The following is a 21,881-nucleotide window of genomic DNA, read 5'->3' as shown; positions in this document are numbered from 1 at the left end:
CGGACCGGGCACACAGCGTTGTGCAACCCTGTCCCGAGTTTCCCCGTCTGACCTGGCGGAGTGACGATGGTGAGGTTGCGCGACAACAGAGGAGCGATGTGTCCGCCGAGAGCACGCCGGAGCCCGGCATACCGGGTGAGGCCGGCACGACGAGCGGGGCGGCCGGCAGCAACGGTCCGCGCCACCGCAAGGAGCGGGGCAGGCGCAAGGGGCTGCTGATCGCCGCGTGGACGGCAGCGGGCATCGTCGTGCTGGGCGGCACGGGGATGGGCTACCTGTACTTCAAGCTCAACGGCAACATCAAGAGCGTCGACATCGACCAGGCGCTGGGCACCGACCGGCCGACCAAGGTCGACAACGGCTCCGAGAACATCCTGGTCCTCGGCTCGGACACCCGCTCCGGCGCCAACAAGCAGCTCGGCGGCGGCACCGACGACGGCAGCGCCCGCTCGGACACCGCGATGATCATCCACGTGTACGAGGGCCACAAGAAGGCCAGCGTGGTCTCCATACCGCGCGACACCCTCATAGACCGCCCCTCGTGCACCGACACCAAGGGCGTCACCCACGACGCCGCCTCCGACGTCATGTTCAACTCGGCGTACTCGACGGGTGGCGCGGCCTGTGCGGTGAAGACGGTCGAGTCGATCAGCGGCGTCCGTATGGACCACTACCTGGAGGTCGACTTCTCGGGCTTCGAGAAGCTCATCGACGAACTCGGCGGCGTCCAGGTCACCACGACCAGGGCCATCAAGGACTCCGACAGTCATCTGAACCTCAAGGCCGGCACGCACACGCTCACCGGCGAGCAGGCCCTCGGCCTGGTCCGCACCCGGCACGGCGTCGGCGACGGCTCCGACCTTGGCCGCATCCAGCTTCAGCAGGCGTTCATCAAGGCCCTGGTCAACCAGGTGAAGCACATCGGCCTGTTCAGCAGCGGCACCAAGCTGTACGACCTCGCCAACACCGCCACCAAGGCCGTCACGACCGACTCCGACCTAGGTTCGCTGAACTCCCTGATGTCCTTCGCGAACGGCCTCAAGGGCATCAGCTCGACCAACATGAACATGGTCACGATGCCGGTCCGGTACGACCCGTCCAACCCCAACCGGGTCATCGTCGCCGAGGCGAAGGCCAAGCAGGTCTGGGCGGCCCTCAAGAACGACCGGGCCATCCCGAAGACAGCCACGGAAGGCAACGCCACGGGCGAGGCGGCGGGCGTCGTGACGTCGTGACGTCATGCGTGAGGACCCCCGGGGAATAGACGACACCCGCCCCCGGTTTTGGGGGATGCGGCCAGTGCTGGCAGACTGGTACGTCGGCTCCGGTTCACGTATGTCGTATCCCGCGGCAGCGACCCGGCGCCCTCCCGAAACTAGGAGACACCTTGAAGCGCGACATCCACCCCGAGTACGTCGAGACGCAGGTCAGCTGCACCTGTGGCGCGTCGTTCACCACCCGTAGCACGATCGAGAGCGGTGCCATCCGCGCCGACGTCTGCTCCGAGTGCCACCCGTTCTACACGGGCAAGCAGAAGATCCTCGACACCGGTGGCCGTGTGGCCCGCTTCGAGGCCCGCTTCGGCAAGGCCGCCGCAGGCTCCAAGAAGTAGCGAGCCCCAATTCGCCGGTCCACGGTCGTGTCCCCGCCCAGGGGCACACCGGGACCGGCGTTTTTGGTCGCCCGTCCTTCCCCCACGTACGTCATCAGGAGCCCACCATGTTCGAGGCCGTCGAGGAACTGCTCGGTGAGCACGCCGACCTGGAGAAGAAGCTCGCCGACCCGTCGGTACACGCCGACCAGGCCAACGCGCGCAAGCTGAACAAGCGCTACGCCGAGCTGACCCCCATCGTCGGCACGTACCGCTCCTGGAAGCAGACCGGCGACGACATCGAGACCGCCCGCGAGTTCATCGCCGACGACCCCGACTTCGCCGCCGAGGTCAAGGAGCTGGAGAAGCAGCGCGAGGAGCTGACCGAGAAGCTGCGGCTGCTGCTCGTGCCCCGGGACCCGTCCGACGACAAGGACGTCATTCTCGAGATCAAGGCCGGCGCCGGCGGTGACGAGTCCGCTCTGTTCGCGGGCGACCTGCTGCGCATGTATCTCCGCTACGCCGAGCGCGTCGGCTGGAAGACCGAGATCATCGACGCCACCGAGTCCGAGCTGGGCGGCTACAAGGACGTCCAGGTCGCCGTGAAGACCAAGGGCGGGCAGGGCGCGACCGAGCCCGGGCAGGGCGTGTGGGCGCGGCTGAAGTACGAGGGCGGCGTGCACCGGGTGCAGCGGGTGCCCGCGACCGAGTCGCAGGGCCGGATCCACACCTCCGCCGCCGGTGTGCTCGTCACCCCCGAGGCCGAGGAGGTCGAGGTCGAGATCAACGCGAACGACCTCCGCATCGACGTGTACCGGTCCTCCGGGCCTGGCGGGCAGTCCGTCAACACGACCGACTCCGCCGTGCGCATCACGCACATTCCGACCGGAGTCGTCGCCTCGTGTCAGAACGAGAAGAGTCAGCTGCAGAACAAGGAGCAGGCGATGCGTATCCTGCGCTCCAGGCTGCTCGCGGCGGCGCAGGAGGAAGCGGAGCGGGAGGCTGCCGACGCCCGCCGCAGCCAGGTCCGCACCGTCGACCGCTCCGAGAAGATCCGCACGTACAACTTCCCGGAGAACCGCATCTCGGACCACCGGGTCGGCTTCAAGTCGTACAACCTGGACCAGGTCCTGGACGGCGATCTCGACGCGGTGATCCAGGCCTGCGTCGACGCGGACTCGGCCGCCAAGCTGGCAGCCGCGTAAGCGTTGTAGGACGTACGCACGACGAGTACGACACGGAGGACTTGCGTGAACCTGCTGCTCGCAGAGGTGGCCCAGGCCACCCAGCGGCTGGCCGACGCCGGCGTGCCCTCGCCGCGCAACGACGCGGAGGAGCTCGCCGCGTTCGTGCACGGCGTGAAGCGCGGTGAACTCCACTCCGTGAAGAACTCCGACTTCGACGCCCGCTACTGGGAGACCATCGCCCGGCGTGAGCAGCGCGAGCCGCTGCAGCACATCACCGGGCGGGCCTTCTTCCGGTATCTGGAGCTCCAGGTCGGGCCCGGGGTCTTCGTGCCGCGCCCCGAGACCGAGTCCGTGGTCGGCTGGGCCATAGACGCCGTACGCGCCATGGACGTCGTCGAGCCCCGCATCGTCGACCTGTGCACCGGCAGCGGCGCCATCGCGCTCGCCCTCGCCCAGGAGGTGCCGCGCTCGCGTGTGCACGCCGTGGAACTGTCCGAGGACGCCCTGCGCTGGACGCGGAAGAACATGGAGGGGTCCAGGGTCGACCTGCGTCAGGGAGACGCCCTGGACGCCTTCCACGACCTCGACGGTCAGGTCGACCTGGTCATCTCCAACCCGCCGTACATCCCGCTCACGGAGTGGGAGTACGTGGCGCCGGAGGCCCGGGACTACGATCCCGAACTCGCCCTGTTCTCGGGCGAGGACGGCCTCGACCTGATCCGCGGCATCGAGCGCACCGCGCACCGGCTGCTGCGCCCGGGCGGCGTCGTCGTCATCGAGCACGCCGACACACAGGGCGGCCAGGTGCCGTGGATCTTCACCGAGGAGCGGGGCTGGGCCGACGCGGCCGACCACCCCGACCTCAACAACCGTCCGCGCTTCGCCACCGCCCGCAGGGCGATGCCGTGAGCGCGCCCCATACGTTCGACCCGCAGCAGTACGTGTACGAGGAGGCTCGCTAAATGGCACGGCGATACGACACCAACGACGCGACCGACCGCGTGACCGGTCTGCGCGAGGCAGCCTCCGCCGTCCGCCGTGGCGAGCTCGTGGTCCTCCCGACCGACACGGTGTACGGCATCGGCGCCGACGCGTTCTCCTCGGAGGCCGTCGCCGACCTGCTGGAGGCCAAGGGCCGGGGCCGCAACATGCCCACCCCCGTCCTCATCGGCTCCCCGAACACGCTGCACGGCCTCGTCACGGACTTCTCCGAGCTGGCCTGGGAGCTGGTCGACGCGTTCTGGCCGGGCGCGCTGACGCTCGTCGCCAAGCACCAGCCGTCCCTGCAGTGGGACCTCGGCGACACCCGGGGCACGGTCGCCGTGCGCATGCCGCTGCACCCGGTCGCCATCGAACTGCTGACGGAGGTCGGCCCGATGGCGGTGTCCTCCGCCAACCTCACCGGCCACCCGGCGCCGGAGAACTGCGACTACGCGCAGGAGATGCTCGGCGACTCCGTCTCCGTGTACCTCGACGGCGGCCCGACCCCCGGCAACGTCCCGTCGTCGATCGTCGACGTCAGCCGTGAGGTGCCGCTGCTGCTGCGTGCGGGCGCGATCTCCGCGGACGAGCTGCGCAAGGTCGTACCCGACCTCGAGGTGGCGAATTGACAGCCCCTGACGCGGGGCGTGGCATAGGCAACTGGGAACGTGCCGCGGAACAGACGACGACGTTCGGGTTTCCGCGCGACACCTTCCGCATCCTCCACGTCAGCACCGGCAACGTCTGCCGCTCGCCCATCACCGAGCGGCTGACCAGGCATTTCGTGTCGCAGCGACTCGGGGTGCTGGGCGGCGGGCTGATCGTGGAGAGCGCGGGCACCTGGGGCCACGAGGGCGCGCCGATGGAGGCCAACGCGGAGACCGTGCTGGCCGACTTCGGCGCGGACGCGACCGGGTTCACCGGCCGCGAGCTCCTCGACGAGCACGTCATCATGGCCGATCTGGTCCTGACGGCGACTCGCGACCACCGCGCCCAGGTCATCTCCATGGGCCACTCGGCGGGCTTGCGCACCTTCACCCTCAAGGAGTTCACCCGCCTGGTGAACGCCATCGACCCCGCCACGCTGCCCCCGCTCGACGAGGGCGTGGTGATGCGCGCCCGTGCCCTGGTCCGCGCGGCGGCCGCGCTACGCGGGTGGCTCCTGGCCCCCACCCTGGAAGCGGACGAGGTCTACGACCCCTACGGCGCTCCCCTCCCCTTCTTCCGCTCGATCGGTGACGAAATACACCAGGCACTGGACCCGGTGGTGACAGCACTGACGGGAGTGCCGGCGCGCACCTGACGGGGGCCGGGGAGGGCTCCGGGCGGGTGACGGCGTCGGTCGGGCCGCGCGCTCGGGTGCAACAAGCCGCGCACCTCACCCTCCCCGGGCCTACATTGGACGTACGTCACCGTCGACGCCCGGAGTGCCATATGTCGGTCACCCATGTCCCCGAGGCCGATGTCCTGCGCCGGCAGGACCCCGAGCTGGCCGAGATCCTGCTCGGGGAACGGGAGCGGCAGGCGACGACGCTGCAATTGGTGGCCGCGGAGAACTTCAGTTCGCCCGCCGTGCTGGCCGCCCTCGGCTCGCCCCTCGCCAACAAGTACGCGGAAGGGTATCCGGGGGCCCGCTATCACGGCGGCTGCGAGATCGTGGACGTCGCGGAGCGCATCGCCGTGGACCGCGCCAAGGCGCTGTTCGGCGCCGAGCACGCCAACGTCCAGGCCCACTCGGGCTCGTCGGCCGTGCTGGCCGCCTACGCGGCGCTGCTGCGGCCCGGCGACACCGTCCTCGCGCTCGGGCTGCCCTACGGCGGTCATCTCACCCACGGTTCGCCGGCGAACTTCTCCGGGCGCTGGTTCGACTTCGTGCCCTACGGGGTGGACGCGGAGACCGGGCTCATCGACCACGAACAGGTGCGGACGCTGGCCCGCAGCCATCGGCCCAAGGCGATCGTGTGCGGCTCCATCGCCTACCCGCGCCACCTCGACCACGCCTTCTTCCGGGAGGTGGCCGACGAGGTCGGCGCCTATCTCATCGCCGACGCCGCCCACCCCATCGGCCTGGTCGCCGGGGGAGCGGCGCCCAGCCCGGTGCCGTACGCCGACATCGTCTGCGCCACCACGCACAAGGTGCTGCGGGGGCCGCGCGGCGGGATGATCCTCTGCGGGAGCGAGCTCGCCGAACGGGTCGACCGGGCCGTGTTCCCGTTCACGCAGGGCGGTGCGCAGATGCACACGATCGCCGCGAAGGCGGTCGCGTTCGGCGAGGCGGCAACCCCGGCGTTCTCGGCGTACGCCCATCAGGTGGTCGCCAACGCGAGGGTTCTCGCGGCCGCCCTGGAGGGGGAGGGGCTGATCGTCACGACCGGCGGGACCGACACCCATCTCATCACCGCCGACCCGGCGCCCCTCGGGGTCGACGGGCGTGTGGCGCGCGGTCTGCTCGCGGCCGCCGGAATGGTGCTGGACTGCTGCGCGCTGCCGCACGATCATGCCCGTGGCCTGCGTCTGGGCACCGCCGCGGTGACCACGCAGGGCATGGGGGAGCAGGAGATGACCCGGGTCGCGGCGCTGCTGGCGGGGGTGCTGCGGGAGGAGATCGAGGGCAAGAAGGCCCGCGACGAGGTGCGCGAGCTGAGCCTGGCGTTTCCGCCGTATCCGGGCTGAACCGGGGTAGGCGCGCCCCGTGCACACCCTGGGGCGCACCCCCCGTACGCCGCTTCGCACAGCCTCACGTGAAACCATCGTCACTACCCGGAAGTCCTCACACATATGCGCCGTGTAGGAGTCGATCGCTAGGGTGTGGGACTGAGATGGCCAGCGAGACCTGTGGGGAAGCCTGTGCGTGAATACCTGCTGACGCTCTGCATCACGGCCGCGGTGACGTATCTGCTGACCGGGCCGGTACGGAAGTTCGCGATCGTGGCCGGAGCGATGCCGGAGATCAGGGCCCGTGACGTGCACCGGGAACCCACTCCGCGGCTCGGCGGGATCGCCATGTTCTTCGGGCTGTGCGCCGGTCTGCTGGTCGCCGACCATCTCACCAACCTCAACGAGGTCTTCGAGAAGTCGAACGAGCCGCGCGCCCTGCTCTCGGGGGCCGCGCTGATCTGGCTGATCGGCGTCCTGGACGACAAGTTCGAGATCGACGCCCTGATCAAGCTGGGCGCGCAGATGATCGCCGCGGGTGTGATGGTGATGCAGGGTCTGACGATCCTGTGGCTGCCCATCCCGACCGTGGGCACGGTCGCGCTGACCCAGTGGCAGGGCACGCTGCTGACGGTGGCCCTGGTCGTCATCACCATCAACGCGGTCAACTTCGTCGACGGTCTCGACGGTCTCGCGGCCGGCATGGTGTGCATCGCGGCGGCCGCGTTCTTCATGTACGCCTACCGCATCTGGTACTCGTACGGCATCGAGGCCGCCGCTCCGGCGACGCTGTTCGCGGCGATCCTGATGGGGATGTGTCTGGGCTTCCTGCCGCACAACATGCATCCGGCGCGGATCTTCATGGGCGACTCGGGCTCGATGCTGATCGGGCTGGTGCTGGCCGCGGGCGCGATCTCCGTGACGGGCCAGGTCGACCCCGATGTGATGAAGCTGTTCTCCGGGTCCGAGCGCAACGCCGTCCACCAGATGGTGCCGGTCTACATCCCGCTGCTGATGCCGTTGACGATCATCGCGATCCCGGCCGCCGACCTGATCCTGGCGATCGTGCGCCGCACCTGGCGCGGCAAGTCGCCGTTCGCGGCGGACCGCGGGCATCTGCACCACCGGCTGCTGGAGATCGGCCACTCGCACAGCCGCGCGGTGCTGATCATGTACTTCTGGTCGGCGTTGATCGGGTTCGGGGCGCTCGCCTACTCGGTCAACTCGGCTTCCATGTGGATCGTGCTGGGTGTGGTGTTCCTCAGTGCGATCGGGCTGGCGCTGCTTCTGCTGCCGCGCTTCACGCCCCGTGCGCCGCGCTGGGCCGAGGCCTTCGTCCCGCCGCGCTACCGTCGCCGTCGTGCCGCCGTGGCCGCCGCGCAGGGGCAGCCCGCGCTCTGTCCGGCCGCCGTCGCCGAGGAGCCGGAGAAGGAAGAAGAGAAGGAACACGAGCAGGAAGAGCAGGAGCAGCAGACGCCGGTCGGGGTGGCTGTGGCGAGGGTCAACGGGGCGACCGCGATCGGTGGCCGCCGCAGCTCCAAGGTAAGAATCTGACTAGAGCATTGCCAACTCGTGGGAGAAACGGGAGGGGGCAAAGTCCCCCATTACCAGACAACCTCCCCCGGTTCCTGCACAGACGCGCACTGTCACTCTCATGTGTGACACCGGGCACACCTTCCAGGTAAAGACCTCATCAAATAGTTTGTGATACGGTTCACGAGAACCCCCGGATAGAGCCGAAGGGCCGCAGTACGCAGGTCTTTCGGAGCGAGGTGGCGTGAGGTCTCTCGCCCCTCGGGCCGGGACTACGCTCGTCCATGACGACACCTGCCCCCCTTGAATGCGGAGTTGCCGCCATGCAGTCCAACGACGTACGAACGCTCCTGCACTGTGCCCTGCCCACCGCGCTCGCGGGTGCGGCGGGAGTCGCGGTGAGCGCCGCCGTTGCCGGCGGCAAGGGAGCGCTCGGCGCCGTGCTCGGCGCGGTACTCGTGCTGCTGTTCATGGGCGGCGGACTGGTGGTGCTGCTGCGCACCGCGCGCCAACTTCCCCATCTGTTCCAGTCGATGGGGCTGTTGCTCTACACCACCCAGATCCTGCTGCTGATGATCGTGCTGATCACGTTCAAGGGGACCTCGGCCTTCAACCCGAAATGCTTCGCCTTCACGCTGCTCGCGTCCACCCTGGTGTGGATGGCGGCTCAGGTGCGCTCGCACATGAAAGCCAAGATCCTCTACGTCGAGCCGGATTCCGCTCGGACGTCGTCGTGACCTGTAGGGCCGGTGTAAAGGGACTTCCGCTCTTTTGCTATGGTCTCGCCACAACTGCGGCAGAGCTGGCGCGGGCGGCAAGCGTGCCTGTGACGTCTCACGGTTCGGAGCCCAGTCGCCGCCCCCTTATCCGCAAGTCCAGTCCAGTGCCGTCCCGCGGTCGCAGGCCGCGCCGACACATCGAGGTTGCCGTACCCATGCGCCACGCTGAAGGAGCTCGCGGTGAGTAACGCCAAGACGCTCGCCTTCGAGACCGACTGTCATATTTTCGACGGGTGCGGTTTCCCGACCCCCGGCCTGCACTCGTTCATGTTCGAGCCGCTCTTCACCGTCGGCGGCATCGAATTCAACAAGCCGATGCTGCTCTCGCTGGTGAGCACCGTCCTCGTCATCGGATTCTTCTGGGCCGCCTTCAACAAGCCGAAGCTGGTCCCGGGCAAGCTCCAGATGATCGGCGAGGCCGGCTACGACTTCGTACGCCGCGGGGTCGTCTACGAGACGATCGGCAAGCGCGAGGGCGAGAAGTACGTCCCGCTGATGTTCTCGCTGTTCTTCTTCATCTGGATCATGAACCTCTGGTCGATCGTCCCGGTCGCCCAGTTCCCGGCCACGGCGGTCATCGCCTTCCCGGCCGGTCTCGCCGCGCTCGTCTACGTCGTGTGGATGAGCATCACGTTCAAGCGCCACGGCTTCGTCGGCGGCTTCAAGAACATCACCGGCTACGACCGTTCGCTCGGCCCCGTGTTCCCGATGGTCATGTTCTTCGAGTTCCTCTCGAACGTGTTCATCCGGCCCTTCACGCACGCCGTCCGGCTCTTCGCCAACATGTTCGCCGGCCACGTGCTGATCCTGATCTTCACCATCGGAACCTGGTACCTGCTCAACGGCATCGGCATCGCCTACTCGGCGGTCTCGTTCCTGATGGTGCTCGTGATGACGGTCTTCGAGCTGTTCATCCAGGCCCTCCAGGCCTACGTCTTCATCCTCCTGTCCTCCAGCTACATCCAGGGCGCGCTCGCCGAGCACCACTGAGCACGCAGATCACCATCCCCTGAACTTCCGGTGGCCAACCCCCACCGGCCTGTGTAAAGAGAAGGAAGTTACGGCATGTCCGCTCTCGACACCCTCGCCGCGGTCGAAATCAAGGGCAACCTCGCTGCCATCGGCTACGGTCTCGCGGCCATCGGCCCCGGCGTCGGCGTTGGCATCATCTTCGGTAACGGCACCCAGGCGCTGGCCCGCCAGCCCGAGGCCGCCGGCCTCATCCGCCAGAACCAGATCCTCGGCTTCGTGCTCTGTGAGGCGCTCGCCCTGATCGGTCTGGTCATGGGCTTCGTCTACCCGTCTGCCTGACGGTCTCGGCCGACGAGAGAATTCCACGGAAGGAACTGATGTGATCTCGCCCTTGCTGCAAATCGCGGCTGAGGAGGAGTCCCAGAATCCTCTGATCCCGGAGATCCCCGAGCTCGTCATCGGTCTGATCGCGTTCGCGATCGTGTTCTTCGTCCTGGGCAAGAAGCTCCTTCCGAACATCAACAAGGTTCTGGAAGAGCGCCGCGACGCCATCGAGGGCGGGATCGAACAGGCCGAGATTGCTCGGACCGAGGCTCAGAGCGTTCTGGAGCAGTACAAGGCACAGCTTGCCGAGGCCCGTCACGAGGCCGCGCGGCTGCGCCAGGAGGCACAGGAGCAGGGCGCCGCGCTCATCACGGAGATGCGCGCAGAAGGCCAGCGCCAGCGCGAGGAGATCGTCGCCGCCGGACACAGCCAGATCGAGGCGGACCGCAAGGCCGCCGCGTCCGCGCTGCGTCAGGACGTCGGCAAGCTCGCCACCGAACTGGCCGGCAAGCTCGTCGGCGAGTCCCTCGAGGACCACGCCCGCCAGAGCCGCGTCATCGACCGCTTCCTCGACGAGCTCGAGGAGAAGGCCGAGGCGTCTCGATGACCGCACACGGAGCGAGCCGCGAGGCATTCGCAGCAGCCCGTGAGCGTCTCGACGCGCTCACGGACTCCACGTCCGTGGACGCGGCGCAGCTGGCCGGCGAGCTGGCGGCCGTCACCGCGCTGCTCGACCGCGAGGTCGGCCTGCGCCGGGTCCTCACCGACCCGTCGCAGGCGGGCGACGCCAAGGCCGACCTGGTCCAGCGCCTCCTCGGCGCCCAGATCAGCGCCACCACCGCCGATCTGGTGTCCGGCACGGTGCGTTCCCGCTGGTCGCAGTCCCGCGACCTGGTGGACGTCCTGGAGGAGCTGGCGAACATCGCCGACCTCACCGCCGCACAGCAGGCCGGCACGCTCGACGACGTCGAGGACGAGCTGTTCCGCTTCGGGCGGATCGTCTCCTCCAGCACCGGGCTGCGCGCCGCACTGACCGACCGGAAGGCCACCGTCTCGGCCAAGAGCGAGCTGCTGAGCAGCCTGCTCGGCGGCCGGGCCGACGCGGCCACCGAGCGACTGGTGACGCGCCTCGTGACCGCGCCCCGGGGACGTAGCCTGGAAGCGGGCCTCGAGGCCCTGTCCAAGCTCGCCGCGGAGCGCCGGGACCGCATGGTCGCCGTCGTCACCTCGGCGGTACCGCTGAGCGACCCGCAGAAGCAGCGCCTCGGCGCCGCCCTCGCGAAGCTCTACGGCCGCTCGATGCACCTCAATCTCGACGTGGACCCCGAGGTCCTCGGCGGGATCCGGGTGCAGGTCGGCGACGAGGTGATCAACGGCTCCCTCGCGGACCGCATCGAGGACGCCGCCCGCCGCATGGCGAGCTAGCAGCAACTCAAGACCGCAGTACGAACTGATGGCGGCCCTGGTTGGGCCGTGCAGAGGATTCACCTCTTTCAGGGGGGAGTCCCCATCCCCCCAAAGTGAAACTTCGGGCCCAACAAGGAGAGCAGGGAACCCAGATGGCGGAGCTCACGATCCGGCCGGAGGAGATCCGGGACGCGCTGGAGAACTTTGTCCAGTCGTACAAGCCGGACGCGGCCTCGCGCGAGGAGGTCGGTACGGTCACCCTTGCCGGCGACGGCATCGCGAAGGTCGAGGGCCTGCCCTCGGCCATGGCCAACGAACTGCTGAAGTTCGAGGACGGCACCCTCGGCCTCGCGCTCAACCTGGAAGAGCGCGAGATCGGCGCCGTCGTCCTCGGTGAGTTCAGCGGTATCGAGGAGGGCCAGCCGGTCACCCGTACCGGTGAGGTCCTGTCGGTCGCGGTGGGCGAGGGCTACCTCGGCCGCGTCGTCGACCCGCTCGGCAACCCGATCGACGGCCTCGGCGAGATCGAGACGTCCGGCCGCCGTGCCCTGGAGCTCCAGGCTCCGGGTGTCATGGCCCGTAAGTCGGTGCACGAGCCGATGGAGACCGGCTACAAGGCCGTCGACGCGATGACCCCGATCGGCCGTGGTCAGCGTCAGCTGATCATCGGTGACCGCCAGACCGGCAAGACCGCCCTGGCCGTCGACACGATCATCAACCAGCGTGACAACTGGCGCTCCGGCGACGTGAAGAAGCAGGTCCGCTGCGTCTACGTCGCCATCGGCCAGAAGGGCTCGACCATCGCCTCCGTGCGTGGCGCCCTCGAAGAGGCCGGCGCGCTGGAGTACACGACCATCGTCGCCGCCCCGGCGTCCGACCCGGCCGGCTTCAAGTACCTGGCTCCGTACACCGGTTCGGCCATCGGTCAGCAGTGGATGTACGAGGGCAAGCACGTCCTCATCATCTTCGACGACCTCTCGAAGCAGGCCGACGCCTACCGCGCCGTGTCGCTGCTGCTGCGCCGCCCGCCGGGCCGTGAGGCCTACCCGGGTGACGTCTTCTACCTGCACTCCCGTCTGCTGGAGCGCTGCGCGAAGCTCTCCGACGACCTGGGCGCCGGCTCGATGACCGGTCTGCCGATCGTCGAGACGAAGGCCAACGACGTCTCGGCGTTCATCCCGACCAACGTCATCTCCATCACCGACGGCCAGTGCTTCCTGGAGTCCGACCTGTTCAACGCCGGCCAGCGTCCGGCCCTGAACGTCGGTATCTCGGTCTCCCGCGTCGGCGGCTCCGCCCAGCACAAGGCGATGCGCCAGGTGTCCGGCCGGCTCCGCCTCGACCTCGCCCAGTACCGTGAGCTGGAGGCGTTCGCCGCCTTCGGTTCCGACCTGGACGCCGCGTCGAAGTCCCAGCTGGAGCGTGGCCAGCGCCTGGTCGAGCTGCTCAAGCAGCCGCAGTACCAGCCGATGCGGACCGAGGACCAGGTCGTCTCCGTGTGGGCCGGCACCACCGGCAAGATGGACGACGTTCCGGTCGCCGACATCCGCCGCTTCGAGACGGAGCTGCTGGAGTACCTGCACCGCAAGGAGCAGGGCCTCATGACCTCCATCAAGGAGGGCGCCAAGATGTCGGACGACACCCTCATCGCTGTTGCCGACGCGATCGCCGAGTTCAAGAAGCAGTTCGAGACCTCGGACGGCAAGCTTCTCGGCGAGGACGCCCCGGCCGCGGCCAAGTGACGTAAGGAAGGGACCTGACTCATGGGAGCCCAGCTCCGGGTCTACAAGCGTCGCATCCGATCCGTCACCGCGACCAAGAAGATCACCAAGGCGATGGAGATGATCGCCGCCTCGCGTGTCGTCAAGGCGCAGCGCAAGGTGGCGGCCTCCGCGCCGTACGCGACCGAGCTCACCCGCGCGGTCACGGCGGTCGGTACCGGCTCGAACACGAAGCACGCGCTGACCACGCAGGCCGAGACGGTCGTGCGGTCCGCGGTGCTGCTCCTGACGAGCGACCGTGGTCTCGCCGGCGCCTTCAACTCCAACGCCATCAAGGCAGCGGAGCAGCTGACGGCGCGCCTCGAGGCCGAGGGCAGGCAGGTCGACACGTACATCGTCGGCCGGCGTGGTCTCGCGCACTACAACTTCCGTGAGCGCACGGTCGCCCAGTCGTGGTCGGGCTTCACGGACGAGCCGTCGTACGCGGACGCCAAGAAGGTCGCGGCCCCCCTGATCGAGGCCATCGAGAAGGACACGGCGGACGGCGGCGTGGACGAGATCCACATCGTCTTCACCGAGTTCGTCTCGATGATGACGCAGACGGCGCTCGACGATCGTCTGCTGCCGCTCAGCCTCGACGAGGTGGCGACGGAGTCCGCGGCGCCGAAGGGCGAGATCCTTCCGCTGTACGACTTCGAGCCCTCGGCGGAGGACGTCCTCGACGCCCTTCTGCCGCGCTATGTGGAGAGCCGCGTCTACAACGCTCTCCTCCAGTCGGCAGCTTCGAAGCACGCCGCCACGCGGCGCGCGATGAAGTCGGCGACCGACAACGCCGGAGAGCTCATCGAGACGCTCTCCCGCCTCGCCAACGCGGCCCGCCAGGCCGAAATCACCCAGGAAATCAGCGAGATCGTCGGTGGCTCCGCAGCCCTGGCCGACGCGACCGCGGGGAGTGACAGGTAATGACGACGACAGTTGAGACGGCCGTTGCCACGGGCCGCGTCGCCCGGGTCATCGGCCCGGTCGTCGACGTGGAATTCCCCGTCGACGCCATGCCGGAGATCTACAACGCCCTTCACGTCGAGGTGGCCGACCCGGCCCTCGCCGGCGAGAAGAAGACGCTGACCCTGGAGGTCGCCCAGCACCTGGGTGACGGCCTGGTCCGCACCATCTCGATGCAGCCCACCGACGGTCTGGTCCGCCAGGCCGCCGTCACCGACACGGGCACGGGCATCACCGTCCCGGTCGGCGACTTCACCAAGGGCAAGGTGTTCAACACCCTCGGTGAGGTGCTGAACGTCGACGAGACCTACGAGGGCGAGCGCTGGTCCATCCACCGCAAGGCCCCGCGCTTCGACGAGCTCGAGTCGAAGACCGAGATGTTCGAGACCGGCGTCAAGGTCATCGACCTGCTGACCCCGTACGTCAAGGGCGGCAAGATCGGTCTGTTCGGCGGTGCCGGCGTCGGCAAGACGGTGCTCATCCAGGAGATGATCTACCGCGTCGCCAACAACCACGACGGTGTCTCCGTGTTCGCCGGTGTCGGTGAGCGCACCCGTGAGGGCAACGACCTCATCGAGGAGATGGCCGACTCGGGCGTCATCGACAAGACCGCACTGGTCTTCGGCCAGATGGACGAGCCCCCGGGCACCCGTCTGCGCGTGGCCCTGGCCGGTCTGACCATGGCGGAGTACTTCCGCGATGTGCAGAAGCAGGACGTGCTGTTCTTCATCGACAACATCTTCCGCTTCACGCAGGCCGGTTCCGAGGTCTCGACCCTGCTCGGCCGGATGCCCTCCGCGGTGGGTTACCAGCCGAACCTGGCCGACGAGATGGGTCTCCTCCAGGAGCGCATCACCTCGACCCGTGGTCACTCGATCACCTCGATGCAGGCGATCTACGTCCCCGCGGACGACCTGACCGACCCGGCCCCGGCCACCACGTTCGCCCACCTCGACGCGACGACGGTGCTCTCCCGTCCGATCTCGGAGAAGGGCATCTACCCGGCCGTGGACCCGCTGGACTCCACGTCCCGGATCCTGGACCCGCGCTACATCGCGGCGGACCACTACAACACCGCGATGCGCGTCAAGACGGTGCTGCAGAAGTACAAGGACCTCCAGGACATCATCGCGATCCTCGGTATCGACGAGCTGGGCGAGGAGGACAAGCTCACCGTCCACCGTGCCCGTCGCGTGGAGCGCTTCCTGTCCCAGAACACCCACGTCGCCAAGCAGTTCACCGGCGTCGACGGGTCGGACGTCCCGCTGGACGAGTCGATCACCGCGTTCAACGCGATCATCGACGGCGAGTACGACCACTTCCCCGAGCAGGCGTTCTTCCTCTGTGGCGGTATCGAGGACCTGAAGGCCAACGCCAAGGAGCTGGGCGTCTCCTGAACTCCCTGAGTTCTTGTGAGGGGGCGGGCGCGTCCCGCCCCCTCACTCACGCCCCTTAGACTTGTAACCAACACCCGGCAAGACCCGCCGGGTGGTGACCCGAGGAGCCACCTTGGCTGCTGAGCTGCACGTCGCGCTGGTCGCGGCCGACCGAGAGGTCTGGTCCGGCGAGGCCACCCTGGTCGTCGCGCGCACCACGTCCGGCGACATCGGCGTCATGCCCGGTCACCAGCCGCTGCTCGGTGTGCTGGAGTCGGGCCCGGTGACCATCCGTACGAGTGATGGTGGAACGGTCGTCGCCGCGGTGCACGGCGGTTTCATCTCGTTCGCGGACAACAAGCTGTCGCTGCTGGCCGAGATCGCCGAGCTGTCGGACGAGATCGACGTCCAGCGCGTGGAGCGCGAGCTCGAGCGCGCGAAGGCGGAGGGCGACGCCGCCGCCGAGCGCCGCGCGGACGTACGACTGCGTGCGGCGGCGACGCGCTGACCCGCGAGCCTGCATGACGTCACTCAGCCGCGGTCGGCTCCGGAGCAATCCGGAGCCGACCGCGGCTGAGGCAGATCTGGATGTTTTTTCCGTTCCGTTACATAAGTTTACCCGTGTTCGGCATCTAGGAGACGAGGAGGTCGGTGTCGATGGTCCTCGCTCTGACTGTGTGCGGAATCGTCGTGGCCCTGGGGGCGCTGGGGCTGTTCGTCTTCGGTCTGCGTCGCAGACTCATCCAGCGTTCCGGCGGCACCTTCGACTGTTCCCTGCGCTGGGACGTACCCGAGAAACCGGACACCAGCGGAAAAGGCTGGAGCTACGGGGTCGCCCGCTACAACGGCGACCGCATCGAGTGGTACCGCGTCTTCTCCTACGCCTACCGTCCGCGCCGGGTCCTGGAGCGCGGCTCGATCGAGGTGGCCGGCCGCCGGCTCCCCGAGGGCGAGGAGGAGCTGGCGCTGCTGTCCGACGCCGTCGTCCTGGTCTGTCTGCACCAGGGCACGCGTCTCGAACTCGCCATGAGCGAAGACGCGCTGACCGGTTTTCTCGCGTGGCTGGAGGCAGCCCCGCCCGGACAGCGCGTCAACGTCGCTTAGGGCACTTCCTTACGACAGTCCGCTGTTGATGGCGTTCACCAGCTCGCCGTTCGCGGTGTCACCGCTGAACTCCCAGAAGAACGCGCCGCCCAGGCCCTGGTTCTTGGCCCAGGTCATCTTCCCGGCGATGGTGGCCGGGGTGTCGTAGGACCACCAGTTGCTGCCGCAGTGCGCGTAGGCCGTGCCGGCGATGGTGCCGGTGGCCGGGCAGGACGTCTTGAGGACCTTGTAGTCCTCGATGCCCTGCTCGTAGGTGCCCGCCGCCGGGCCCGTGGCCGTGCCGCCCGGGGCGTCCTGGGTGACGCCGGTCCAGCCGCGGCCGTAGAAGCCGATGCCGATGAGCAGCTTGCTCGCGGGGACGCCCTTCGCCTTGAACTTGGCCATCGCGTCGGCCGTGGTGAACCCGGCCGTCGGGATGCCGCTGTACGAGGTGAGCGGCGAGTGCGGGGCCGTCGGACCCTGTGCGGCCCATGCGCCGAAGAAGTCGTACGTCATCACGTTGTACCAGTTGACGTACTGCGCCGCGCCCGCGTAGTCGGCCGCGTCGATCTTGCCGCCGGAGGAGCCGTCGGCGGTGGTGGCCGCGGTGACCAGGTTGCCGGCGCCGAACTTGGCGCGCAGCGCGGACATCAGGTTCTTGAAGGCCGCCGCGCCGGAGGTGTCGCAGGACAGGCCGCAGGCGTTGGGGTACTCCCAGTCGATGTCGATGCCGTCGAAGACGTCGGCCCAGCGCGGGTCCTCGACCAGGTTGTAGCAGGACTGCGCGAACGCGGCCGGGTTGGCGGCGGCCTGGGCGAAGCCGCCGGACCAGGTCCAGCCGCCGAAGGACCACAGCACCTTGATGTTGGGGTACTTGGCCTTCAGCTGGCGCAGCTGGTTGAAGTTGCCGCGCAGCGGCTGGTCCCAGGTGTCGGCGACGCCGCTGACGGACTGGTCGGCGGTGAAGGCCTTGTCGTAGTCGGCGTAGGAGTCGCCGATCGCGCACTGGCCGTTCGTGACGTTGCCGAAGGCGTAGTTGATGTGCGTGATCTTCGCGGCCGAGCCGGACGTCACCAGGTTCTTGACGTTGTAGTTCCGGCCGTAGATGCCCCACTCGGTGAAGTAACCGAGTTTTACCTTGTTTCCGGTGGTCGGGGGATTGGTGCCGCCCGTGGTGTGGACCGCGACCGCGCCGCCGGCCGGGCCGGTCTGGTCGGCGGTGTCGCGGGCCCGCACGGTGTAGGAGTAGTCGGTGCCGGCGGTCAGGCCGGTGTCGGTGTACGAGGTCGTCGTGACGGTGGCGACCTTGGCGCCGTCGCGCAGGACGTCGTAGTTCTTGACGCCCTTGTCGTCGGTGGCGGCGGACCAGGTCAGTTTCACCGAGGTGTCGGTGACGGCGGAGGCGGTGGGGGTGCCGGGGGCCGTGGGGGAGGCGTCGCCGGGGACCGTCGTGCCGTCACAACTGTCGCCGTTCAGCTTGCAGTTGGACGGGGAGCCGGAACCGGCGCCGTTGAAGCCGAAGGAGAGGGAGGCGCCGGGGGCGATGGAGCCGTTGTAGGACTTGTTCTTGGCGGTCCAGTGGGTGCCGGCGGACGTGACGTCGGCGTCCCAGGCGGAGGTGACGGACGTGCCGGAGGGGAAGTCCCATTCGACGGTCCATGAACTGATGGCGGTGGTGCCGGTGTTCTTCACCGTCCACCTGCCCTCGAAGCCGGTGCCCCAGTCGGAGGCCTTGGTGTAGGTGGCGGTGGCGGTGCTCGCGGCCTGGGCGGGGCTCGCGAGACCGACCAGTCCGGCCAGTGGGAGCAACAGCGTCGCGAACCCTGCCGCGGCTCTGTGTCTGAAGCGCATCCTGCGCCTCCTCGGGGGAGTCGGGGGGCGTGACTGAGCCTTCACACCCACGGTGCCGCGAGAATAGAAAGGTCTGGACCACGGGTCAATAGGTCTGGACCACTCTCGTCGTGGTCGCCCGTCGAGTCGTACCGGTCAGCCCCGGATCCCCAACTCCTGTGCCAGCACCGCCGCTTGCACCCGGCTGCGCAGCTCCAGCTTCCCCAGCAGCCGGCTGACGTGCGTCTTCACCGTCGCCTCCGCCATGTCCAGCCGTACGGCGATCCCCGCGTTGGACAGCCCCTCGCCGAGACAGGCCAGCACCTCGCGTTCGCGCCGGGTGAGCGTGTCGAGGACGGCGGGGTCGGCCCTCGGCTCCCGGACCGGCTTCGCGGCGAACTCGGCGATCAGGCGGCGGGTCACGGCCGGGGCGATCAGCCCTTCCCCGCCCGCCACCGTGCGGACCGCCGCCAGCAGGTCCCGCGCCTCCGTGTTCTTCAGCAGAAACCCGGCCGCACCCGCCCGCAGCGCCCCGAACACATAGGCGTCCAGGTCGAAGGTGGTCAGCACCAGGACGTCGGCGAGGCCCTCCTCGACGACCTTCCGAGTCGCCGACACCCCGTCGAGCCGCGGCATCTGAACGTCCATCAGCACCACGTCGGGCCGCAACTCCCGGGCCAGCGCCACCGCCTGCTCGCCGTCCGCCGCCTCGCCGACCACCTCGATATCGGGCGCACTGCGCAGGATGAGGACGAGTCCGGCGCGCACGGCGGACTGGTCCTCGGCGACCAGGACACGGATGGCGGAGCTCATACGGGCTCTCCTTCCACGAGGGGGAACGTGGCACGCACCGTCCAGCGGGAGCCCTCCGGCCCGGCGTCGAACGTGCCGCCCAACAGCGCGGCCCGCTCCCGCATCCCCACCAGCCCGGCGCCCGAACCCGGCGCGCGCGGCCCGTCCCGGTGGCCGTACGGGCTGCGCACCCGCACGTCGAGCATGCCGTCGTGTTGCACGAGGGCGACGGTGACCCGGCCGGGGCGCGCGTGCTTCAGCGCGTTGGTCAGCGACTCCTGGACGATGCGGTAAGCGGCGAGTTCGACGGGGGCGGGAACCTGACCGTGCTCCGCGTCGAGACCGACGTCCAGGCCGTTGGCGCGGGCCCCGTCGACCAGGGCCTCCAGGCCGTCGAGGGTGGGGGCCGCGGCCGGCTCGTGGTCCCCGCTGCCGTCCCGCAGGATCCCGATCAGCCGCCGCATCTCCGCCAGCCCCTCCACGCTGTTCTCGCGGATCACCGACAGGGCCTGCCGGGAGGTGTCCGGGTCGTCGAGGGAGAGGGCCGCCGTCGAGTGGATGGCGATCGCGGAGAGGTGGTTGGCGACCATGTCGTGCAACTCCCGTGCCATCCGCGCCCGTTCGGTCGCGACGGCCTGGGCGCGGTCCATCTCCGCGAGCAGCGCGATCTGTTCGGCGCGCAGCCGGGCGGCCTCGGCGGCGTCCCGGTGGTTGCGCACGATCCACCCGGTGGCGGCGGGCGCATACGCCACGACGCCGACGACCACGCCGATCAGCAGCGCCTCCGGCACCCGCCACACCGCGTACGGCACCAGCGTCCCGGCCACCGAGAGCAGCCCGGTGATCCACTGGATACGGCGGGCCGACGCGAGCGGGCCGTACAGCACGGCCGCGTACATCACGTCGGTGAACATCAGGATGGTGGACAGGTTGCCCTGGGTCACGAGGTCCGCGGTGATTGCGGCCGTGGCCGTCAGCAGCGCCGCGCGCGGAGCCGTCCGCCGCACCAGTTCGCAGCCCGCCGTCACGGTCAGCGGCAGCAGCACCGGCCACGGGCCGTCGAACAGCGTGATCGGGTCGCTGGACGGCCGCGTGCCCAGTCCGATGGCCACCAGCAGCAGCCCGCCGAGCAGCCCGCCGACCGCGATGTACACGTCGAAGCGGTGCGGGCGGGGCAGTCGTCGTACGGCCATGCCCTCCATCCAACACGGCCGACACCCCCTCCGCCTGCTCCCCGGGGACGGTCCCGAACTGCATCTTTCGATGTACCGCGAGTTCGTCACCGCCGACGACGAGAGGTGCTCTCCCGCACGGGAGCCTGGAACGGTGAGCGAGAAGAGGAGCGAACCGTGATCGTCGGACTGATCATCGCCTGCGAGGTGGCCTTCTGGGTGCTGCTGGCCGCCGGGCTGGCCTTCCGGTACGCGTTCCGGATGCCGCGGCTGGGCCTGGCCCTGCTGCTGTGCGAGCCGCTGCTGGAGGTCGTGCTGTTCGCGGTGACCGCGATCGACCTCAGGAACGGCGCCGAGCCGGACTGGCGGCACGGCCTCGCCGCCGTCTACATCGGCTTCACCGTGGGCCTTGGCCACTCCACGATCCAGTGGGTCGACGCCCGCGTCGCCCACCGCTTCGCCGACGGCCCGCCTCCCGTGCGACCGCCGAAGTACGGCACGGCCCGCGCCGTCCACGAGTGGAAGGTCGCGGGCCGCTGGATCCTCGCCGCGCTGGTCGCCGCGGCCCTGCTCCAGGCGGCCGTCTGGTACGTCGGCGGCGACGGCGAGACCGGCTCGCTGCGGGCGTGGCAGCAGCGGATGCTGTTCGTCATCGGCATCAACGTCGTCATCGCCGCGAGCTACACCTTGTTTCCGAAGCGTGAACCGAAGCGTGAACCGAAGCGTGAACCGAAGCGTGAACCGGCCAAGATGCGATAGCCGAGGCGTCAGCGCTCCCCGCCCGGCACCCAGAGCACGTCGCCGACCGCCTTGTTGGCCGTGCGGGCCAGGATGAACAGCAGGTCCGAGAGGCGGTTGAGGTAGGTCGCGGTGAGCGGGTTCATCACCTCGCCGTGTGCCTCCAGCGCGGCCCAGGTGGAGCGTTCGGCCCGCCGGACGACCGTGCAGGCCTGATGGAGGAGGGCAGCGCCAGGGGTGCCGCCCGGGAGGATGAACGAGCGCAGCTTCTCCAGCTGCTCGTTGAAGCGGTCGCAGTCCGCTTCCAGACGGTCGATGTAGAACTGCTCCACCCGCAGAGGAGGGAACTGGGGGTTCTCCACCACCGGCGTCGACAGGTCCGCGCCCACGTCGAACAGGTCGTTCTGGACGCGGGTGAGGACCTTGACGAGCTCCTCGTCCAGCCCGCCCAGCGCGAGCGCCGTGCCGATCGCCGCGTTCGCCTCGTTGGCGTCGGCGTACGCGGCGATCCTGAGGTCGGTCTTGGCGACCCGGCTCATGTCGCCGAGGGCGGTGGTGCCCTGGTCGCCGGTCCTGGTGTAGATGCGCGTCAGATTGACCATGCGGCCAATCTAGACCGTCCCCGACGCCGCGTTCCGTTCCGTTCGTCACTGCTGCCGGCACCTGGTCACTCCCGGGCCAATCGGCGTGAATCGGACAGGATTTGACGACGTGACCGGCGTCTCACGCCCTGAGACG

The 21,881-nt window shown here is 68.9% G+C and carries 23 protein-coding genes; 19 read left to right on the top strand and 4 right to left on the bottom strand.

Annotated elements, in window-relative coordinates; genetic code table 11:
* Positions 1-98 precede the first annotated feature (98 nt).
* From ACZ5SK_RS42595 to ACZ5SK_RS42510, 18 genes are all read left to right on the top strand, one after another.
* Positions 99-1,235 (top strand): LCP family protein, encoded by a 1,137-nt coding sequence (locus ACZ5SK_RS42595; protein WP_334577192.1) that lies wholly within the window; start codon positions 99-101, stop codon positions 1,233-1,235.
* Between the two features lie 152 nt (positions 1,236-1,387).
* The gene (rpmE, locus tag ACZ5SK_RS42590) at positions 1,388-1,612 is read left to right on the top strand and encodes a 50S ribosomal protein L31 (RefSeq protein WP_079659527.1); all 225 of its coding nucleotides are present in this window, start codon (positions 1,388-1,390) and stop codon (positions 1,610-1,612) included.
* Between the two features lie 107 nt (positions 1,613-1,719).
* Positions 1,720-2,796 carry a peptide chain release factor 1 gene (prfA, locus tag ACZ5SK_RS42585; protein WP_334577191.1) on the top strand — a complete coding sequence of 359 codons (1,077 nt, stop codon included), beginning with the start codon at positions 1,720-1,722 and terminating at the stop codon, positions 2,794-2,796.
* A 45-nt stretch (positions 2,797-2,841) separates the two neighbouring features.
* Entirely contained in the window at positions 2,842-3,687 is an 846-nt protein-coding gene (gene prmC / locus ACZ5SK_RS42580) for a peptide chain release factor N(5)-glutamine methyltransferase (RefSeq protein WP_334577190.1), read from the top strand.
* A gap of 53 nt (positions 3,688-3,740) precedes the next feature.
* Positions 3,741-4,388, top strand: coding sequence for an L-threonylcarbamoyladenylate synthase (locus ACZ5SK_RS42575; RefSeq protein WP_319675503.1), 648 nt, complete (start codon positions 3,741-3,743; stop codon positions 4,386-4,388).
* Positions 4,385-5,062: an arsenate reductase/protein-tyrosine-phosphatase family protein gene (locus ACZ5SK_RS42570; RefSeq protein ID WP_334577189.1), complete on the top strand. Its 678-nt coding sequence runs from the start codon at positions 4,385-4,387 to the stop codon at positions 5,060-5,062. The genes ACZ5SK_RS42575 and ACZ5SK_RS42570 overlap by 4 nt, the downstream gene beginning before the upstream one ends.
* Positions 5,063-5,193: 131 nt before the next feature.
* Positions 5,194-6,432, top strand: coding sequence for a serine hydroxymethyltransferase (locus ACZ5SK_RS42565; protein ID WP_334577188.1), 1,239 nt, complete (start codon positions 5,194-5,196; stop codon positions 6,430-6,432).
* Positions 6,433-6,606: 174 nt separating this feature from the next.
* On the top strand, positions 6,607-7,968 hold the full coding sequence (locus ACZ5SK_RS42560) for an MraY family glycosyltransferase (protein ID WP_468418638.1): 1,362 nt from the start codon (positions 6,607-6,609) through the stop codon (positions 7,966-7,968).
* Between the two features lie 302 nt (positions 7,969-8,270).
* Positions 8,271-8,684, top strand: a complete 414-nt coding sequence (locus tag ACZ5SK_RS42555; RefSeq protein WP_079659518.1) for a hypothetical protein — start codon at positions 8,271-8,273, stop codon at positions 8,682-8,684.
* A gap of 222 nt (positions 8,685-8,906) precedes the next feature.
* Positions 8,907-9,716, top strand: coding sequence for a F0F1 ATP synthase subunit A (atpB, locus tag ACZ5SK_RS42550; RefSeq protein ID WP_334577186.1), 810 nt, complete (start codon positions 8,907-8,909; stop codon positions 9,714-9,716).
* A 75-nt stretch (positions 9,717-9,791) separates the two neighbouring features.
* Positions 9,792-10,037, top strand: coding sequence for an ATP synthase F0 subunit C (atpE, locus tag ACZ5SK_RS42545; RefSeq protein ID WP_067259277.1), 246 nt, complete (start codon positions 9,792-9,794; stop codon positions 10,035-10,037).
* A gap of 40 nt (positions 10,038-10,077) precedes the next feature.
* Positions 10,078-10,629, top strand: a complete 552-nt coding sequence (locus ACZ5SK_RS42540; protein WP_079659516.1) for a F0F1 ATP synthase subunit B — start codon at positions 10,078-10,080, stop codon at positions 10,627-10,629.
* Positions 10,626-11,447, top strand: a complete 822-nt coding sequence (locus ACZ5SK_RS42535; protein ID WP_334577185.1) for a F0F1 ATP synthase subunit delta — start codon at positions 10,626-10,628, stop codon at positions 11,445-11,447. Before ACZ5SK_RS42540 ends, ACZ5SK_RS42535 begins: the two co-directional genes overlap by 4 nt.
* 134 nt (positions 11,448-11,581) lie before the next feature.
* Positions 11,582-13,171 carry a F0F1 ATP synthase subunit alpha gene (atpA, locus tag ACZ5SK_RS42530; protein WP_079659514.1) on the top strand — a complete coding sequence of 530 codons (1,590 nt, stop codon included), beginning with the start codon at positions 11,582-11,584 and terminating at the stop codon, positions 13,169-13,171.
* 21 nt (positions 13,172-13,192) lie between these two features.
* On the top strand, positions 13,193-14,113 hold the full coding sequence (locus ACZ5SK_RS42525; protein WP_334577184.1) for a F0F1 ATP synthase subunit gamma: 921 nt from the start codon (positions 13,193-13,195) through the stop codon (positions 14,111-14,113).
* Complete coding sequence (atpD, locus tag ACZ5SK_RS42520; RefSeq protein WP_319676024.1) at positions 14,113-15,549, top strand: F0F1 ATP synthase subunit beta; 1,437 nt, start codon at positions 14,113-14,115, stop codon at positions 15,547-15,549. The genes ACZ5SK_RS42525 and atpD overlap by 1 nt, the downstream gene beginning before the upstream one ends.
* A 112-nt stretch (positions 15,550-15,661) precedes the next feature.
* On the top strand, positions 15,662-16,036 hold the full coding sequence (locus ACZ5SK_RS42515; RefSeq protein WP_079659511.1) for a F0F1 ATP synthase subunit epsilon: 375 nt from the start codon (positions 15,662-15,664) through the stop codon (positions 16,034-16,036).
* A gap of 149 nt (positions 16,037-16,185) precedes the next feature.
* Entirely contained in the window at positions 16,186-16,632 is a 447-nt protein-coding gene (locus ACZ5SK_RS42510; RefSeq protein WP_334577183.1) for a DUF2550 domain-containing protein, read from the top strand.
* 9 nt (positions 16,633-16,641) lie between these two features.
* On the opposite strand, the gene ACZ5SK_RS42505 is transcribed toward ACZ5SK_RS42510, so the two are convergent.
* The 3 genes from ACZ5SK_RS42505 to ACZ5SK_RS42495 form a co-directional block, all read right to left on the bottom strand.
* On the bottom strand, positions 16,642-18,462 hold the full coding sequence (locus ACZ5SK_RS42505; RefSeq protein ID WP_468577628.1) for a glycosyl hydrolase family 18 protein: 1,821 nt from the start codon (positions 18,460-18,462) through the stop codon (positions 16,642-16,644).
* A gap of 135 nt (positions 18,463-18,597) precedes the next feature.
* The gene (locus tag ACZ5SK_RS42500) at positions 18,598-19,254 is read right to left on the bottom strand and encodes a response regulator transcription factor (protein WP_334577181.1); all 657 of its coding nucleotides are present in this window, start codon (positions 19,252-19,254) and stop codon (positions 18,598-18,600) included.
* Entirely contained in the window at positions 19,251-20,426 is a 1,176-nt protein-coding gene (locus tag ACZ5SK_RS42495; protein WP_468577626.1) for a sensor histidine kinase, read from the bottom strand. The genes ACZ5SK_RS42500 and ACZ5SK_RS42495 overlap by 4 nt, the downstream gene beginning before the upstream one ends.
* A gap of 156 nt (positions 20,427-20,582) precedes the next feature.
* Here ACZ5SK_RS42495 and ACZ5SK_RS42490 point away from each other — a divergent pair, with 156 nt between their 5' ends.
* Positions 20,583-21,164, top strand: coding sequence for a hypothetical protein (locus tag ACZ5SK_RS42490; protein ID WP_334577179.1), 582 nt, complete (start codon positions 20,583-20,585; stop codon positions 21,162-21,164).
* 8 nt (positions 21,165-21,172) lie between these two features.
* On the opposite strand, the gene ACZ5SK_RS42485 is transcribed toward ACZ5SK_RS42490, so the two are convergent.
* Positions 21,173-21,745, bottom strand: coding sequence for a cob(I)yrinic acid a,c-diamide adenosyltransferase (locus tag ACZ5SK_RS42485; protein ID WP_334577178.1), 573 nt, complete (start codon positions 21,743-21,745; stop codon positions 21,173-21,175).
* Positions 21,746-21,881 lie beyond the last annotated feature (136 nt).

The organism is Streptomyces sp. NPDC031474, assembly GCF_055581185.1.
Note: the sequence above shows the minus strand (reverse complement) of the source record. Positions and strands in the feature narration are given on the sequence as shown.